The 15,645-nt window shown below is 73.9% G+C and carries 15 protein-coding genes; 4 read left to right on the top strand and 11 right to left on the bottom strand.

The genetic code is table 11. From position 1 onward, the window contains the following. Window positions 1–149 precede the first annotated feature (149 nt). From JOE68_RS31930 to JOE68_RS22450, 4 genes are all read right to left on the bottom strand, one after another. Entirely contained in the window at window positions 150–3,008 is a 2,859-nt protein-coding gene (locus JOE68_RS31930) for an AfsR/SARP family transcriptional regulator (protein WP_204844260.1), read from the bottom strand. Between the two features lie 402 nt (window positions 3,009–3,410). Next, window positions 3,411–4,058 carry a DedA family protein gene (locus tag JOE68_RS22460; RefSeq protein ID WP_204844259.1) on the bottom strand — a complete coding sequence of 216 codons (648 nt, stop codon included), beginning with the start codon at window positions 4,056–4,058 and terminating at the stop codon, window positions 3,411–3,413. Between the two features lie 524 nt (window positions 4,059–4,582). Next, the gene (locus tag JOE68_RS22455; protein WP_204844258.1) at window positions 4,583–4,771 is read right to left on the bottom strand and encodes a DUF397 domain-containing protein; all 189 of its coding nucleotides are present in this window, start codon (window positions 4,769–4,771) and stop codon (window positions 4,583–4,585) included. Between the two features lie 7 nt (window positions 4,772–4,778). Then, on the bottom strand, window positions 4,779–5,639 hold the full coding sequence (locus JOE68_RS22450; RefSeq protein ID WP_204844257.1) for a helix-turn-helix domain-containing protein: 861 nt from the start codon (window positions 5,637–5,639) through the stop codon (window positions 4,779–4,781). Window positions 5,640–5,810: 171 nt separating this feature from the next. Here JOE68_RS22450 and JOE68_RS22445 point away from each other — a divergent pair, with 171 nt between their 5' ends. Next, the gene (locus tag JOE68_RS22445) at window positions 5,811–6,128 is read left to right on the top strand and encodes a hypothetical protein (RefSeq protein ID WP_204844256.1); all 318 of its coding nucleotides are present in this window, start codon (window positions 5,811–5,813) and stop codon (window positions 6,126–6,128) included. 581 nt (window positions 6,129–6,709) lie between these two features. Here the strand turns inward: JOE68_RS22445 and JOE68_RS22440 are convergent. The 3 genes from JOE68_RS22440 to JOE68_RS22430 form a co-directional block, all read right to left on the bottom strand. Continuing rightward, window positions 6,710–7,315, bottom strand: coding sequence for a rhomboid-like protein (locus JOE68_RS22440; protein WP_204844255.1), 606 nt, complete (start codon window positions 7,313–7,315; stop codon window positions 6,710–6,712). Window positions 7,316–7,339: 24 nt separating this feature from the next. Then, window positions 7,340–8,779, bottom strand: a complete 1,440-nt coding sequence (gene gnd / locus JOE68_RS22435; protein WP_204844254.1) for an NADP-dependent phosphogluconate dehydrogenase — start codon at window positions 8,777–8,779, stop codon at window positions 7,340–7,342. Window positions 8,780–8,851: 72 nt separating this feature from the next. Further along, on the bottom strand, window positions 8,852–9,445 hold the full coding sequence (locus tag JOE68_RS22430) for a LysE family translocator (protein WP_204844253.1): 594 nt from the start codon (window positions 9,443–9,445) through the stop codon (window positions 8,852–8,854). A 59-nt stretch (window positions 9,446–9,504) separates the two neighbouring features. On the opposite strand from JOE68_RS22430, the gene JOE68_RS22425 reads away from it, so the two are divergent. Continuing rightward, window positions 9,505–10,014, top strand: coding sequence for an Lrp/AsnC family transcriptional regulator (locus JOE68_RS22425; protein ID WP_204844252.1), 510 nt, complete (start codon window positions 9,505–9,507; stop codon window positions 10,012–10,014). Between the two features lie 169 nt (window positions 10,015–10,183). Beyond that, a complete protein-coding gene (locus JOE68_RS22420) occupies window positions 10,184–11,569 on the top strand; it encodes a pyridoxal phosphate-dependent decarboxylase family protein (RefSeq protein ID WP_204844251.1) in 1,386 nt (461 codons plus the stop codon). A 25-nt stretch (window positions 11,570–11,594) separates the two neighbouring features. Here JOE68_RS22420 and JOE68_RS22415 read toward each other — a convergent pair whose 3' ends face one another. The 3 genes from JOE68_RS22415 to pyk are packed head-to-tail and all read right to left on the bottom strand — an operon-like array spanning window position 11,595 to window position 14,564. Next, a complete protein-coding gene (locus JOE68_RS22415; protein WP_204844250.1) occupies window positions 11,595–12,155 on the bottom strand; it encodes a Uma2 family endonuclease in 561 nt (186 codons plus the stop codon). Between the two features lie 48 nt (window positions 12,156–12,203). Then, the gene (gene tesB / locus JOE68_RS22410) at window positions 12,204–13,130 is read right to left on the bottom strand and encodes an acyl-CoA thioesterase II (protein WP_307819816.1); all 927 of its coding nucleotides are present in this window, start codon (window positions 13,128–13,130) and stop codon (window positions 12,204–12,206) included. A gap of 9 nt (window positions 13,131–13,139) precedes the next feature. After that, window positions 13,140–14,564, bottom strand: coding sequence for a pyruvate kinase (gene pyk, locus JOE68_RS22405; RefSeq protein WP_204844249.1), 1,425 nt, complete (start codon window positions 14,562–14,564; stop codon window positions 13,140–13,142). An 82-nt stretch (window positions 14,565–14,646) separates the two neighbouring features. Here pyk and JOE68_RS22400 point away from each other — a divergent pair, with 82 nt between their 5' ends. Then, a complete protein-coding gene (locus JOE68_RS22400; protein ID WP_204844248.1) occupies window positions 14,647–14,991 on the top strand; it encodes a VanZ family protein in 345 nt (114 codons plus the stop codon). On the opposite strand, the gene JOE68_RS22395 is transcribed toward JOE68_RS22400, so the two are convergent. Then, window positions 14,966–15,622, bottom strand: a complete 657-nt coding sequence (locus tag JOE68_RS22395) for a DUF2461 domain-containing protein (protein ID WP_204844247.1) — start codon at window positions 15,620–15,622, stop codon at window positions 14,966–14,968. The two genes, JOE68_RS22400 and JOE68_RS22395, sit on opposite strands and share 26 nt — an antisense overlap. Between the last annotated feature and the right edge of the window lie 23 nt (window positions 15,623–15,645).

The raw sequence follows: 15,645 nt of genomic DNA, 5'->3' as shown, positions 1-15,645 counted from the left end.
TCGCAGAGTGGAGCGAACGAAACGTAAATAGGTCCAGACCTTTCTGTCAATAGGTCCAGACCACTCAACCGATCAGGGCGGCGCGGGGAACGCTCCCGGGACCCGTCGCCGCGCCCGCGCGCCCGGCGCCCGCGCGGGTCCGCGTCCGGTCAGCCCACCGGCGAGGAGGCCGATCGCACCCGCGCCAACCGGGCCCGCACGAGGTCGGCCTCCGGCGCGTTCAGCTCGGTGTAGAGCGCCAGCGCCCGCTGCCAGTGCGCCCGCGCCCCGGCCAGGCCCTGCCGCTCGAACACCGTCGCCAGCCGGTCGTGCGCCAGCGCCTGGTGGTAGGGGCTCATCGCGGCCGAGGCCACCGACAGCGCGGTCCGCGCCGAGACCACCGCCTCGGTCAGCTCACCGGACTCCAGCAGCACCAGGGCCAGGTCGGTGTGGCAGGTCGACTCGCCGCACTGCTCGCCGACCTCCTGGTAGATCCGCACCGCCGCGCGCAGCCAGGCTTTGGCGTCCTCGTAGCGCCGCATCGCCAGGTACAGCGGGCCGAGGTTGTGGTGCGCCGCCGCCTCCGCCCACCGCGACCCGGCGGCCCGGCTGACCTCCAGCGCCTCCCGGTAGCAGGTCTCGGCCTCCTCCAGGCGGCCCGAGGTCTGCAGCATGTCCGCGACCGTCGTCAGCGCCCGCGCCTGGGCGTTGACGTCGCCGCCGGCCCGCGCGACCTCCAGCGCCTCGCGCAACCGCGCCAGCGCCTCGTCGGAGCGGTGGAACTGCAGCAGCGCCACGCCGAGGTTGAACAGCGTGACGAACCGCGCCTCCGGCTCGCCCAGCGAGGTGGCGGCCCGCATCGCCGCCTCCGTGGTGCGCAACCAGGTGGACCGGTCGGCGCGCAGCCAGAAGAACCGCGACAGCGTGTAGGGCAGCTGCCAGGCGTGCACCAGCCACGCCCGGTCCGCGCCCTCGCCCGCCAGCTCCGCCGCCGCGATCAGGTTGCCCTGCTCGGCGTCCAGCCACGCGGTCGCGTCGCCCGCGCCGGTCAGCCGGGGCACCTCCGCCGGGACCAGCCGGGGCGCGACCCGCACGCTGCCGCGGCCCACCGGCAGCAGGCCGTCGGCCAGGTCCGCGCAGTGCAGGTAGAAGTCCAGCATCCGGCTGGTCGCCTCGTGCCGCTGCGCCGGCGCCAGCTCGCCCGCCAGCGTCCGGGTGTAGACGCGCACCAGGTCGTGCGCCCCGTAGCGGCCGGGTTCGTTGACCGACAGCAGGTTCGCGGCGGCCAGCGCGTCCAGCGCCCGCTGCGCCTCCGACACCCGCACGCACGCCATCGCCGCGACGACGTGGGCGGTCACGTCCGGCCCGGGGTGCAGGCCCAGCAGCGCCAGCAGCCGCGCGGGCAGCGGCGAGAGCGCCCGCCGGGACGCGTCCAGCGCCGCCCGGACCGTCGAGTCCTCGTCCTCCAGGCCCAGCGCGGCCAGCCGCCCGTGCTCGTCGTCCAGCTCGGCGACCAGTTCGGCCACCCGCAGCGACGGCGACACCGCCAGCCGCGCCGCCGCGATCCGCAGCGCCAGCGGCAGCCCGTCGCACAGCACCGCCAGCCGGCGCAGCGGCCCGACCTCCGTGGCGTCGCGCCCGGCGACCCGGCCCAGCACCTGCACCGCCGCGTCGGTGTCGAGCATGTCCAGCTCCACCAGCCGCGCGTCGGCGTGCGCCACCAGGCCGACCAGCCGCCGCCGCGAGGTCACCACCACGCAGGAGGGCGAGCCGGGCAGCAGCGGCATCAGCTCGGTCGACCCGCGGGCGTTGTCCAGCATCACGACCATCCGCCGGTCCGCGACCAGCGTCCGGAACAGCGCCGACCGCTCCTCCACGGTCACCGGGATGTCGCCCGACGGCACGCCCAGCGTCCGCAGGAACCGGTTGAGCACCTCGCCCGCGCCCAGCGGCTCCTGGTTCGGGTCGTAGCCGTGCAGGTCGACGTAGAGCTGGCCGTCCGGGAACTCCTCGCGCACCCGGTGCGCCCAGTGCAGCGCCAGCGCCGTCTTGCCGACGCCGGCGGGCCCGGTGACCACCAGCACCAGCCCGCCCGACGGGTAGTCCGCCAGCAGGCCGTCCAGGCGGCGCACCGCGGCCTCCCGGCCGATCAGGGCGACCGGCGCGCGCGGCAGCTGCGCGGGGGTGGTCGGCAGCGCGGGCTCGGCCGCGGGCGCGGGGATCGTCAGCGGCCGGGTGGGCCGCTCCGGCTCGGGGTCCTCCCCCGCCAGCACGGCCTGCTGGAGGCGGCGCAGCTCGGGGCCCGGCTCGACCCCCAGCTCCTCGATCAGCACCTCGCGGGCCTCGCGGTAGGCGCCCAGCGCCTCGGCCTGCCGCCCCGCCTGGCACAGCGCCCGCATCAGCAGCCCGTGCCCGCGCTCCCGCAGCGGGTGCTCGCCGACCAGCGCGGCCAGCTCCTGCACCAGCTCCGCACCGCGCCCGGTCAGCAGCAGCAGCTCCGCGCGCTCCTCCAGCGCCGCGAGCCGGCGCTCGGCCAGCCGGCCCCGCTCCACCTCGGCGAACAGCCCGGCGACCCCGCCGAGCGCCTCGCCGCGCCACAGCGCCAGCACCTCGTCGAGCACGTGGGCGGCGGCCTCCAGGTCGCCCGCGGACCGCAGCCGGCCGGCGGTCACCACGCCGCGCTCGAACGCGTCCAGGTCGACCGCCGCCGGGTCCAGCCGCAGCAGGTAGCCGTCGCCGACGGAGGTCAGCAGCTCGGCGGGGGCGCGGCGGGCGCGGCTGGGCTCCAGCGCCCGGCGCAGGCCCGCCACGTAGGTCTGGACGAGGTTGACGGCGCTGCTGGGCGCGGCGTCGCCCCACACCGCGTCGATGATGTGGCCCCGGCTGACCGGGGTGTTGCGGCCCAGCAGCAGCACCGCGAGCACGGCCCGCTGCTTGGCCGCGCCCAGGTCGACCTCCCGGTCGCCGCGCCGCACCCGGAGAAGGCCGAGCACCTCGAACCGCAAGGGCTCCCCGCCGTCGTACTCCACCGACCGTTCCTTCGCCGAAGGGCTTGCCGCTACCCGACCACGCGAGCCTAGGAGATCACTTCAGTCCGGCTCCAGTCGCGCTGTAGCCGCATTCTTACGCTAAGCGTGTCCGACCAACCACACAGGGCGAACCCCGGTGGGGGAGGTTGGACCGGACAGCGGAACACCCGCTGCTCCCCGTGAACGACGAGGGCGGGCCGGCGTGCAAGGGGCATCCAGCCCGCGGCGGCGGAACGCCGGCCCGCCCTCGTCCCCATGACTCCCATGGGGCGGCGCCATCCGGTAGGGGATGGCGCCGTCCCGCTGCCCTCCCCCCAGTGGAAGGGGCCGTGCCCGGGACCCGAACCCCCGGACGCGGCCCCTTTCGCCGTGCGCGGGGTCGCGACCGCCCCGCGAGCCCCCTCAGCGGACCTCTTCCAGCTCCTGCTGCCGGACCGGCGCGACGGCCTTGCGGCGGCGGCGCAGGAACACGACCGCGGCGACCACGACCGCGACGCCCATCAGGGCCCACATCGCGCCGTTGAACGCGGACTCGATGTACTTCGCCGACGCCCCCGCCGCCGAGCCGATGCCGATGTGCAGCGCCGACCAGCACACCGCGCCGGCGATCGACGCGGGCAGGAACCGCCGGTACTCCAGCTTCGACGCGCCGGCCGACGCGGGCACCAGGGTGCGCACCACGGGCATGAAGCGGGCGAAGAACACCGCCCACGCGCCGCGCCGGCGCAGCAGCGCGCCGGCCTTGTCCCAGTGCTCCTGGCCGAGCTTGCGCACCACCTTGCTGTCCCGCAGGCGGTCGCCGTAGCGGCGGCCGAGGGAGTAGCCGATGCTGTCGCCCACCACCGCGCACACCGACACGACCAGCCACATGACGAGGAACCTCGGCACGCTGGTCACCGTCGTGGCCGCCAGCAGCAGCGCGCTCTCGCCCGGTGCGATGAAGCCCACGCCGAGCGTGCACTCCGCCAGGGTCAGCGCGCCGGTCACCGCCAGGACGCCGGGCTGCGGCAACCCGGCGAGCCCCTCCAGCGCGTCGGTCAGGAAAGCCATGTCTTGTCCCCCAGGTAACGATCAGGGCCTCGCCGCGCGGAGCGGGGCGGCAGCGCCGTGGTGCGGGTCGGCGGCGAGCCGGCCGAGGGCCGCCGCGGTCGTGCGGGATCGTGCCACCACGGCCGGCGCGCCCGTCGCGCAGGTCGGGGTGGCGGTGCGGTCGCGGGGCCGGTGCGCTCGCGGGGCCGGGCGGCGCCGGGCGCGCGGGTGCGGGCCGTTCGAGCGCGGACGTTCGAGCGCGAACCGTTCGGTCCCGAGCCGTTCAACCCCGAGCCGTTCGACGGCGGGCCGTTCGGCAGCGGGCCGTTCGGCAGCGGGCCGTTCGACGGCACGCGAATCCTGGATCACCGACACCACCCCTTCGGCGAAGAGTTCACCGGACCGGGGGTTACTGCCGCATCGGCCCCGGGTCTGGTGCCCGGTCAGACCTCGGTCGTAGCCCGGACGGCCGGAAGTCGGGGTCGGGCGCCGGCGGGCAGAAGTCGGGGGCGGGTCCTCCCGGACCCGCCCCCGACCGCCGGCGGTCAGCGCTCGTCGCAAGCCCCTCTCTTCGCCCAGCCGACGAAGCGCGACCACGGCGTGGCCCCGAAGCCCAGCGCGGCGCCGCCGCGGTTCTTCGAGTCCCGCACGGCCGCGCCGGACCCGGCCAGCGCGATCTCCACGCAATCCGGGCCCGAGGCCGACGAACGCTTGCTCTTGCGCCACTCCTGCATGGGCGATTCACTCCCGGTCGGCGAGGAGTTCGCGGCGGACCTGCCCGATCAACGCCGTTGAATCGGAGGTGCCCAAGGACGACGCGGCAAGTCGCGCGAACATGTCGGAATAGGAGGCGACGTCCGAGGGCTGTTCCAAATAGACGTCACCGCGCGCGCTTTCGATGTATACCACGTCGGTATCCGATTCCTGCGGGAAGGACAGGATGACGAACCGGCCGTCCAGCGCAGCGTGACCGCCCGCCGCGAACGGGATCACCTGGAGGGTGACATTGTCGAGTTCGCCGACTTCGACCAGTCGCCGCAACTGGGCCGCCATCACCTCGCGCCCGCCGACCAGCCGGCGCAGCGCCGCCTCGTCGATCACCACGTGCAGGGTCAGCGGCTCCTCCTCGACCAGCAGCGCCTGCCGGGCCTTGCGCAGCGCCACCCGCCGCTCGACCTCGCCGGGCGGCGCGCCCGGGAGCACGCCGGCGATCAGCGCCCTGGTGTAGCTCTCGGTCTGGAGCAGGCCGGGGACCATCAGGCCCTGGTAGGTGCGCGCGGACTCGGCGTCCGCCTCGAACCCGACGTACCGGCCGGGCGCGATGTCGCCGAACTCGTCCCACCAGGCTTTGCGCCGCGCCTCGCGGGCCAGCTGCACCAACTCGTCGAGGGTCGCCCGGTCCGCGCCGTACGCGGCGAGCATGTCCCGCACGTCGCGGGGCGTGACCCCGACCCGGCCGGTCTCGATGCGGCTGATCTTGGAGGCGGAGCACTCCAGCCGCTCCCCGACCTCCTCGATGGTCAGCGCCGCCGCCTCGCGCAGCCGGCGCAGTTCACCCACCAGCCGGCGCTTGCGCAGCGTGGGGCTGCCGCCACGTGCCATTTGCCCACCTCCTCGCGGTTTCCCCGCGAGTCTGTTGGCGTCAACGGGCAAAGCAAAGAGCTGTCATCCATTCGTGTAGTGCAACTTGCAATCGGCCGGTTGTCGGTCGCAGGCTGCTCTGGCACAGCGCGTCGGACGCGATCGCCGAAGGGCCGGGAAGGAGCGCTGAAGATGTCCGGGACGGTCTTCGGCCACCTCGACAAAGCACTGCACGAGCACTTGGACGCGGTGGTGCGGTTGGCCTCGACCGGTGACGACGCGACAGCGGCCGAACTGGCCCGCTCCGAGGTGCCGCGCGTGGTGGCGGCGCTGCGGGCCCTGCTGGACGAGCACACGCCCGACGAGCACGGCCGCTGCCCCACCTGCCGCACCCGGCGCTTCAGCCGCCGACTGCCCGCTCCCTGCCGCGCCTACCTGGGGGCGCAGTTGGCGATGACGGTGGCCGCCGAGTCGCCCGGGGTGCGCAGGCACGTGCGGGGCGCGGTGTGAACCCCTGCGTGAACTCCTGTGTGAGCCCCCGGTGGCGCCGGGGGCCGTGAACGGGCGGGGACTCCCCGCTCCCGCGTCGGGCGACGCGCCTTCCCCGAAGAACGAGCCCCCACGCGTCGCCCGGCCGCTCCCGTGGTGGAACCGGCCTCGCACCCCCGACCGGGGTCGGTTCCACCACGGGTCTCGGGCCCCTGCCCCGGACCTCTGCCCTGGGCTTCTGCCCCGAACCCCGAGCCCCGGGAGCACGGGAACCCGGCTCTGTCGGACCCGGGGGACGGTTGGCTGCCGGGTGTCGCGTGGCGGCCGTCCCCGGCAGCACTGGGGTCACCGATGACGTGGTCGCCTTGCGTGCTGTTCCCGGCTTCGTCCAAGACCTGCGGGCGTCGGGTGCGCTGGGTCCGTGGTCGCCCTTCTGCCGGTCGAGTCCCGTAGGAACCCCCGCGTCGGTTTCGGGTGGGGTGGGTGCGTTGGCGGCCGGCCTTGGCGGGGGGATGGGTGGAGGGCGGTCCTTGCGTCGTGGCTTGGGTGGCTGCGACCCCTGGCAGGGCGTGTTCGGGGTGGGGTCGGGTGGGTGTGGTGGGTCAGCGGCCTACTGCGGCGTAGGCGCGGTGCAGGGCGAAGGCCCCGCAGGCGGTGCCGATCAGGGTGGCGACCACGTGGCCCACGGCTTCGGGGGCCGGCAGGGGGCCGGACCACTCGGCGGTCAGCAGGGGGTAGGCGACCAGCAGGGCCGGCCACGGGCCGCGCAGCACCGCGGGGGCCAGGGCGGTGACCGCGCCCGCGGCGGTGAACGCCACGTAGCTCACGCCGAGGTCGATCGCGTTGCCCGGGTGGTCGCCCGGGGCGACGACCAGGGTCGCGATCAGGGTGGCCCCCGTGTGGCCGGCCAGGGCGACCCCGACCGCCCGCCAGGGGCCGACCTCGCGCTCGAACGCGCCCAGGCACAGCGCCACGGCGAGCAGCGCGGCGGCGGTGAACGCGACGCCGTCGTCCGGGTCCAGCACGAACGCGCTGCCCAGCAGGGCGTTGACCGGGTGGTCGGCCAGGTTGTCCCGGTTGGCGCTCAGCGAGTCCAGCACCTGGGCCGACATGCCGTCGGCGAAGACGAACCGCATGAGCAGGGCGAGCGCCGCCACGGCGAGCAGGTAGCCCGCCGTGACGGGGTTGTGCCGGAAGCGATCGCGCACCCGGCCATGGTCCGGCGGGGTCCCTCAGGCGTCCACCTGAGAACGGTCACCTGACCAGAGAGTGTGAAACGAGCCCACCCGATCGGTGCGCCGGTAGGTGTGCGCGCCGAAGAAGTCGCGCAGCCCCTGCACCAGCGACGCGGGCAGCCGCTCCGAGCGCAGGCCGTCGTAGTAGGCCAGGGCGGACACGAAGCCCGGCGCGGGCACGCCCGCCGTGACGGCCTTGACCACGACCCTGCGCCAAGCCCGCTCGGCGGCGGTCACGGCGTCCCGGAAGTAGTCGTCGACCAGCAGCGAGGGCAGGTCCGGCCGCTTGTCGTAGGCTTCGCGGATCCGGTCGAGGAACCGGGCCCGGATGATGCAGCCGCCGCGCCAGATGGTCGCCATCGCGCCCAGGTCGAGGTCCCAGCCGTACTCGGCGCTCGCGGCGCGCATCTGGTCGAAGCCCTGCGCGTAGGCGACGACCTTCGACGCGTACAGCGCCTGCCGCACGTCCTCCTCCAGCGCGTCGTCCGGCTGCGCGGCGACCTCGGACGGGCCGAACGCCTCGCGCGCGGCCCGGCGCTGGTCGACCCGCCCGGACAGCGAGCGGGCGAACACGGCCTCCGCGATGCCGGTCACCGGCACGCCCAGCTCCAGCGCCTCCTGCACCGTCCAGCGGCCGGTGCCCTTCTGCTCCGCCTCGTCGGCGATCACGTCGACCAGCGCCGCGCCGGTCTCCGCGTCGGTGTGGCCGAGCACCTCGGCGGTGATCTCCACCAGGTAGGACTCCAGGTCGCCGGAGTTCCAGCCCCGGAACACCTCGGCGACCTGCGCGGGCGTCCGCCCGCCGACGCGGCGCAGCAGGTCGTAGGCTTCGGCGATGAGCTGCATGTCGGCGTACTCGATGCCGTTGTGCACCATCTTGACGAAGTGCCCCGCGCCGTCCGGGCCGACGTGCACGCAGCACGGGACGCCGTCCACCTGCGCCGCGATGGCCTCCAGCACGGGGCCGAGGTGCCGGTAGGACTCGGCGGAGCCGCCGGGCATGATCGACGGGCCGTTGAGCGCGCCCTCCTCGCCGCCGGAGATGCCCGCGCCGACGAAGTGCAGCCCGCGCTCGCGCAGCGCGGCCTCCCGGCGGCGGGTGTCGGCGAAGTGGGCGTTGCCGCCGTCGATCACCGTGTCACCGGGTTCCAGCAGCGGCACGAGGGCGTCGACGACGGCGTCGGTGGGCGCGCCCGCCTTCACCATGACGATGATCCGGCGCGGGGTCTCCAGGCTCGCGACGAGGGCGTCGAGCGTCTCGGCGGGCACGAAGTCGCCCTCGTGGCCGTGCTCGGCGATCAGCGCCCGGGTGCGGGCGGGGGTGCGGTTGTGGACGGCGACGCGGAAGCCGTGCCGGGCGAGGTTGCGCGCCAGGTTGCTGCCCATGACGGCGAGCCCCGTGACGGCGATCCGCGCGGGCGCCTCGGAGGTGGTCATGGACCCAGCCTGCCCAACCGCCGGCGGGCGCGCACGTGGTCCTCACCCCTCGTTCGGGGCGGTCCCGGGCCGTCAGGCGGCGAGCACCGACGCCGCCATGCCGATGAGGGCCGTGCCGCACAGCCGCTGGAAGACCGGGCCCACCTTCGGGCGGTCGAGCAGCCGGGACAGGCGGCCCGCGGCGGGGACGACGCAGGCCCAGAACGCGGCGAACACGCCGACGGTCACGGCCGAGAGCAGGGCCGCCTGCGGCAGCGGCGGCGCGGTCGGGTCCATCGCCTGCGGGATGAGGCTGAGGAAGGTCAGCATGACCTTGGGGTTGAGCAGGTCGCAGAGCACGCCGCGCAGGAAGACCGACCTGTCCGAGCGCGGCGCGGCCTGCACGGCTCCCCGGGACCGCAGGGTCGCGACGCCCAGGTGCAGCAGGTAGCCGGCACCGATCGCCTTCACCGCCCACAGCGCCGCCGGCGCGGCGGCCACCAGCGCGGACAGCCCCAGGGTGGCCAGGACGGCGTGCACGAGCAGGCCGGTCATGACGCCCAGCGCGGTCATCGCGCCCAGGCGGAGGCCGCGCACGGCGTTGCCGGTCACGAGCACGAAGTCGGGGCCGGGGACGACGGTGATCACGACCAGCGCCAGCAGGAAGGAGGTCCACGCGATGTGCACGGGCGGAATGGTGCGGCGCGGTTCGGATGTGCTCCAGTTGTTCAGTACAGTGTTCGGTTGTGACCGAGGTAGCCGAACTGGATTCGGTTGACTGGCGGATCCTGGAAGAGTTGCAGAACGACGCCACGCTGCCGAACCGGACCCTGGCCGAACTGGTCGGCCTCGCGCCGTCGACCTGCCTGCAGCGGGTGCGCAGGCTGCGCGAACTCGGCGTCATCACGGGCTTCCACGCCGTGGTCGACCCGCGGCTGACCGGGCTGCCGCTGGAGGCGGTCGTGTCGGTGAACGTCCGCCCGCACACCCGGCCGGTGGTGGCGGCGTTCCGGGCGTTCGTCATGGCCCAGCCCGAGACCCGGTCGCTGTTCCACGTCAGCGGTCAGGCGGACTTCCTGGTGCACATCGCCGTGGCGGACAGCACGCACCTGCAGGCGTTCCTGGTGGACAAGATCGCCTCGCGCACCGAGGTGCGCAACCTGACCAGCTCGGTGGTCCTGGAACGGGTCGAGACCCGCGCCCTCACGCCGCCGAACGACCTGCGCCCCACCCACCGCCGCCGGCGCGTGACCTGAGCCCGCCGGTCGCCTTCACGTCGGCGTCCGCCGCGCACCCGGCCTCGTCGCCGGGCAGGCGGGTCGGGTCCGCGCCGGGTGGTGACCGGCGAGCGGCCCGGTGTCGGCGGCCCGGCCGGCGGGTGGGTGGCCCGAGCCGGGGGCGGGCGGTCCGGGTTACCGTGCGCCCATGCGCCCTGACGAGTTCCGCCGGATCGGCCACGAGGTGGTCGACTGGATCGCCGACTACCGCGAACGCCTCGAAGACCTGCCGGTGCGCTCCCCGGTCGAGCCGGGCTGGGTCCGGTCGCGGCTGGCGCCGCTGCCCGAGCGCGGGGAGGGCTTCGACGGCCTGCTCCAGGACCTGGACCGGGTCGTGCTGCCGGGCACCACGCACTGGCAGCACCCCGGCTTCTACGCGTACTTCCCGGCCAACGCCTCGCTGCCGTCCGTGCTGGGCGACCTGCTGTCGTCCGGCCTCGGCGTGCAGGGGATGCTGTGGTCGACCTCGCCCGCGTGCACCGAGGTCGAGCAGCACCTGATGGACGAGCTGGTCGGGGCGATGGGGCTGCCCGAGTCGTTCCGCGGTGGCGGGGTCATCCAGGACACGGCGTCCAGCGCGGCGCTCGTGGCGGTGCTGGCGGCGCTGCACCGGCGGTCCGCGAAGTGGCGTTCGTCCGGTGTGGACGGTGCGGAGACGGTCTACGTGTCGTCGCAGACCCACTCGTCGATCGAGCGGGCCGCGCGGATGGCGGGCCTGGGCGAGGAGTCCGTGCGCGCCATCGACGTCTCGCCCGGCACCCTGGCGATGGACCCGGCCGCCCTGGCCCGCAGCATCCAGTCCGATGTGGACGGCGGTCGCGTGCCGGTCCTGGTGTGCGCCACCGTGGGGACGACCGGCACCGGGGCGGTGGACCCGGTGCGCGAGATCGCGGAGGTCTGCGCGCGCCACGGGATCTGGCTGCACGTGGACGCGGCGTGGGCCGGGCCGGCCGCGCTGTGCCCGGAGCACCGGCACCTGTTCGACGGGCTGGAGCTGGCGGATTCGTTCTGCGCCAACGCCCACAAGTGGATGCTGACGGCGTTCGACCTGTCCCTGTTCTGGACGGCGCACCCGGACGTCCTGGTCGACGCGCTGACGATCCTGCCGGAGTACCTGCGCAACAGCGCGACCGAGTCCGGGGCGGTCGTGGACTACCGCGACTGGCAGGTCCCGCTGGGCCGCCGGTTCCGGGCGCTGAAGCTGTGGTCGGTGCTGCGCTGGTACGGGTTGGAGGGCATCCGGGCGCACCTGCGCGGGCACGTGGAGCTGGCGCGGCGGCTGGAGTCGTGGGTGGCGGCGGACGACGGGTGGGAACTGGTGGCGCCCCGGACGCTGTCCCTGGTCACCCTCGCCCACCGGGACGGCGACGAGGCCACCCGCCGGGCGATGGAGGCGGTCAACGCGAGGGGCGGCGCGTTCCTGACGCACACGGTGGCCGACGGGCGGTTCGCGGTCCGGGTGGCCATCGGCGCGGAAGCGACCCGCGAGCACCACGTGCGCGCGATGTGGGAGGCGCTGCGGGCCGCGGTGTGACGAGGCCGGGCGCGGCGGACCCGGCCTAGCGGGTCAGCAGGGCCTGGAGGTCGAACGCGACCGGGAAGGGGCTGGGCAGCTCGACCTTCCCGGTCCCCCCGGCGACGTGCTCGTAGTCCCCGTCGACCAGGGTGAAGGCGGTCAGCGAGATCGGGTCGTCCAGGTCCAGGAGCCAGTAGTGGGGGATGCCCGCATCGGCGTACTCGAACAGCTTGGTGACGCGGTCGGTCCGACCCGTACCCGGCGACACGATCTCGACGGCCAGCAGGACGTCGTCGGCGTCATACCGCGTCGGGAACTCCATGGCCCGTTCGGTCGGGACGACGACAACATCCGGCGCACGCACGGTGACCGGGTGCACGGGGTTGATCAGTACGTCGACCTCGGGCGCTGCGACGACGCTTTCGGGCAGTTGGTCGTCGAACCACGTACCCAGCCGCTTGATCGCCATCTGGTGCTTGGACGCCGGCCTGGGTGCCACGAGCAGGACTCCTTCGACCAACTCCACGTGGTGCGACTCGTCGTCCGGAAGCGCGTCCCACTCGTCGAGCGTGAGCAGGTGGTCAGGCCACGGCACGACGCTCATCTCGACCCGCCTCCCATTGCCCCCGGTTGATTACCCAGTGTAGCCGGTTCACGGCACCACCCGCAGCAGGCCCTCCTGCACCACCGTGGCCACCAGGCGGCCGTCCTGCGCGTAGAAGCGGCCCGTCGCCAGGCCGCGCGCGCCCGAGGCCGACGGCGACTCGCAGTCGTACAGGAACCACTCGTCGGCGCGGAAGCGCCGGTGGAACCACATCGCGTGGTCCAGGCTCGCGCCCAGGACCTTGTCCGTGCCCCAGTACACCCCGTGGCGCACCAGCACCGAGTCCAGCAGCGTCATGTCCGACGCGTAGGCCAGCACGCACACGTGCAGCATGTCGTCGTCGGGCAGCTTGCCGTCCGCCCGCATCCACACCTGGCTGCGCGCCTCGCCCGGCCCGTCCTCGCGCGCGCGCCACGGCGGCTCGGTCACGTACCGGATGTCGATCGGGCGCGGCAGCCGGGCCATCCCGACCTTCTCCAGGTACCCGGCGGCCGACTCGGCGTAGGTCGGCAGCGAGTCCGGGGCCGGCACGGGCGGCATGGGCTCGGCGTGGTCCATGCCCGGTTCGTCGAGCTGGAACGACGCCGACAGCGTGAAGATCGCCTTCCCGTGCTGCACCGCCACCACCCGCCGGGTCGTGAACGAGCGCCCGTCCCGGATGCGGTCGACCTCGTACACGATCGGGACGGTCGGGTCACCGGGACGGATGAAGTACGAGTGCAGCGAGTGCACGCGGCGCTCCGCCGGCACCGTCCGGCCGGCCGCCACCAGGGCCTGCCCGGCGACCTGCCCGCCGAACACCCGCACGGGCGACTCGGCGGGCGACACCCCGCGGAAGATGTTCTCCTCGATGCGCTCCAGGTCCAGCAGGGCGACCAGGCGGTCGAGCACGGGCTGCCCGTGCGGGACCCCGTCGGTGTCCAGCGGCAGGTCCGCGTACCCGGCGGCGGCGGCGGCGCGGGCGGCCTCGGTCACGTGCAACCCCTAAGCGTGGTCGTCCTCCCCGAGGCGGTGCACCCGGATGAGGTTGGTGGAGCCGATGGTGCCGGGCGGGGAGCCCGCCACGACGACGACCAGGTCGCCCGCCTGGTAGCGGCCGATGTGCAGCATCGACGCGTCGACCTGGCGGACCATCTCGTCGGTCGAGTCCACCTTAGGCACCAGGAACGTCTCCGTGCCCCAGGTGAGAGCAAGCTGACTGCGCACGCTCTGCTCCGGCGTGAACGCCAGCAGCGGCAGGTGCGTGTGCAGGCGGGCCAACCGGCGCACCGTGTCACCCGACTGGGTGAACGCCACCAGGGCCTTCGCGTTCAGCCGCTCACCGATGTCGCGCGCCGCGTAGGAGATGACGCCCCGCTTGGTGCGCGGCACGTGCGTCAGCGGCGGCACCTGCGTGGACTCGGTCTCCACGGCCTCGATGATCCGGCCCATGGTCCGGACCGACTCGATGGCGTACCGGCCGACCGACGTCTCGCCGGAGAGCATCAGCGCGTCCGCGCCGTCGAGCACGGCGTTGGCCACGTCCGAGGTCTCGGCGCGGGTCGGGCGCGAGTTGGTGATCATCGAGTCGAGCATCTGGGTGGCCACGATCACCGGCTTGGCGTTCTCGCGGGCGATCTGGATCGCGCGCTTCTGCACCAGCGGCACGTGCTCCAGCGGCAGCTCCACGCCCAGGTCGCCGCGCGCGACCATGACGCCGTCGAACGCCAGCACGATCGCCTCGAGGTTGTCGACGGCCTCGGGCTTCTCGATCTTGGCGACGACCGGGCGGCGGCCGTGGCCCACGCGGTCCATCACCTGGTGCACCAGGTCGATGTCGGCGGGCGAGCGCACGAACGACAGGGCGATGAAGTCCACGCCGAGGTTCAGCGCGAACTCCAGGTCCTCGATGTCCTTCTCCGACAGCGCCGGCACGGACACGTCCATGCCGGGCAGCGAGAGGCCCTTGTTGTTGCTGACCGGGCCGCCCTCGGTGACCTCGCAGACCACGTCGGGGCCCTCGACGTCGGTGACGATCAGGCCGACCTTGCCGTCGTCCACCAGCAGCCGGTCGCCGACCTTGGCGTCCTTGGCCAGCTCCTTGTAGGTGGTGGACACCCGGTCGTGCGTCCCCTCGACGTCCTCCACGGTCACCCGGACGACGTCACCGGTGCGCCACTCGACGGGGCCGTGGGCGAACCGGCCGAGCCGGATCTTGGGGCCCTGGAGGTCGGCGAGCACGCCCACCGCGCGGCCGGTGCGGTCCGAGGCCGCGCGCACGAGGTTGTAGACCTGCTTGTGGTCGGCATGGCTGCCGTGGCTGAAGTTCATCCTGGCCACGTCCATGCCGGCCGCCACCAGTTCGTTGACCTTCTCCTCGGTCGCGGTGGCGGGACCCAGCGTACAGACGATCTTCGCGCGTCGACTCACGGTGGGAGAGCGTAGTCCCCTTCACTGGACCGATCAGGATGTACCGGCGGGTAATCTCCTCGAACCAGGCAGAATCCGCCTCGTGAGCCGCAGAATCCTTCCATTCGTGACCGCCGGGTTGCTCAGCGTCATCATCCTGTTCACCCCGCAGTCAGGTGTCCCGGACTCGCCCCCCGGCACCGACAAGGTGGTGCACGTCCTGCTGTTCGCGCTGCTGGCGGCGACCGGCCTCTACGCGCGGCTGCCCCGCGCGGCGCTGCTGGCGGGCCTGGTGGGCTACGCGGCGGTCTCGGAGGTGCTCCAGTGGCTCATCGTGCCCCTCGGGCGCGGCGGGGACGTGGTGGACGGCCTGGTCGACGTGCTGGGCGTCGCCCTGGGGTGGCTGGTGGGGCGGCGCGCGCTCAGCGGCGGAAGCCGACCTCGGTGAGGCCGATGTGGTCGGCGCACCAGTCGACCAGCGGGTTCACCTCGCGCCACCCCCGCAGCACCCGGTCGAGGCACCCGGGCTCGTGCAGCACGTCGTCCGGCGGCCAGACCTTCGCCACGTACAGCCGCTTGTGCTTGAGCAGCTCGATGCGCGGGTGGGCCGGGTCGACCCCGCGCGGCGCGCGCTTGAGCCGGGCGCCGCGGATCTCCCAGCCGGCGCGGGTGAGCTTCGCGAGCACCTTCTCCAGGGCCTTCCCGCGCACGTCGTCGGCGACCGACTCGCGGAAGCGGGCGAGCTGGTCGGTGGCCATCGCGAACGACCCGCCGGCCACGAACAGCCCCTCGGGGCCGACCTCCACGTAGTGCGCGCCGCCGCCGCGCCCCAGCTCCACCACCGCGCCGCAGTAGTCCTTGTAGGGCGTCTTGTCCTTGCTGAACCGGACGTCCCGGTACGGCCGGAACACCTTGGCCTTGCCGAACTCCGGCTCCAGCGCGGCCACCAGCGCCTCCATCGGCGCGCGGACGTCGGACAGGTAGACGTGCTTGTTGTCCTCCCAGTAAGCCTTGGAGTTGTCGACCTCCAACCCGTCGAAGAAGTCGATGGCGTGCTCGCCGAAGCCGGTGAAGTCCACGGCGGACAGCTTACGTACGGGCG

It is taken from the genome of Saccharothrix algeriensis (genome assembly GCF_016907655.1).
Taxonomy (GTDB): domain Bacteria; phylum Actinomycetota; class Actinomycetes; order Mycobacteriales; family Pseudonocardiaceae; genus Actinosynnema; species Actinosynnema algeriense.
Note: the sequence above shows the minus strand (reverse complement) of the source record. Positions and strands in the feature narration are given on the sequence as shown.

Coding starts and splice junctions, on each gene's coding strand:
- JOE68_RS22460 (WP_204844259.1), bottom strand. CDS start 4,058: ATGGCTTTCCTGACCGACGCGCTGGAGGGGCTCGCCGGGTTGCCGCAG.
- JOE68_RS22420 (WP_204844251.1), top strand. CDS start 10,184: ATGCGCCCTGACGAGTTCCGCCGGATCGGCCACGAGGTGGTCGACTGG.
- JOE68_RS22415 (WP_204844250.1), bottom strand. CDS start 12,155: ATGAGCGTCGTGCCGTGGCCTGACCACCTGCTCACGCTCGACGAGTGG.
- JOE68_RS22445 (WP_204844256.1), top strand. CDS start 5,811: ATGTCCGGGACGGTCTTCGGCCACCTCGACAAAGCACTGCACGAGCAC.
- gnd (WP_204844254.1), bottom strand. CDS start 8,779: ATGACCACCTCCGAGGCGCCCGCGCGGATCGCCGTCACGGGGCTCGCC.
- JOE68_RS22450 (WP_204844257.1), bottom strand. CDS start 5,639: ATGGCACGTGGCGGCAGCCCCACGCTGCGCAAGCGCCGGCTGGTGGGT.
- JOE68_RS22455 (WP_204844258.1), bottom strand. CDS start 4,771: ATGCAGGAGTGGCGCAAGAGCAAGCGTTCGTCGGCCTCGGGCCCGGAT.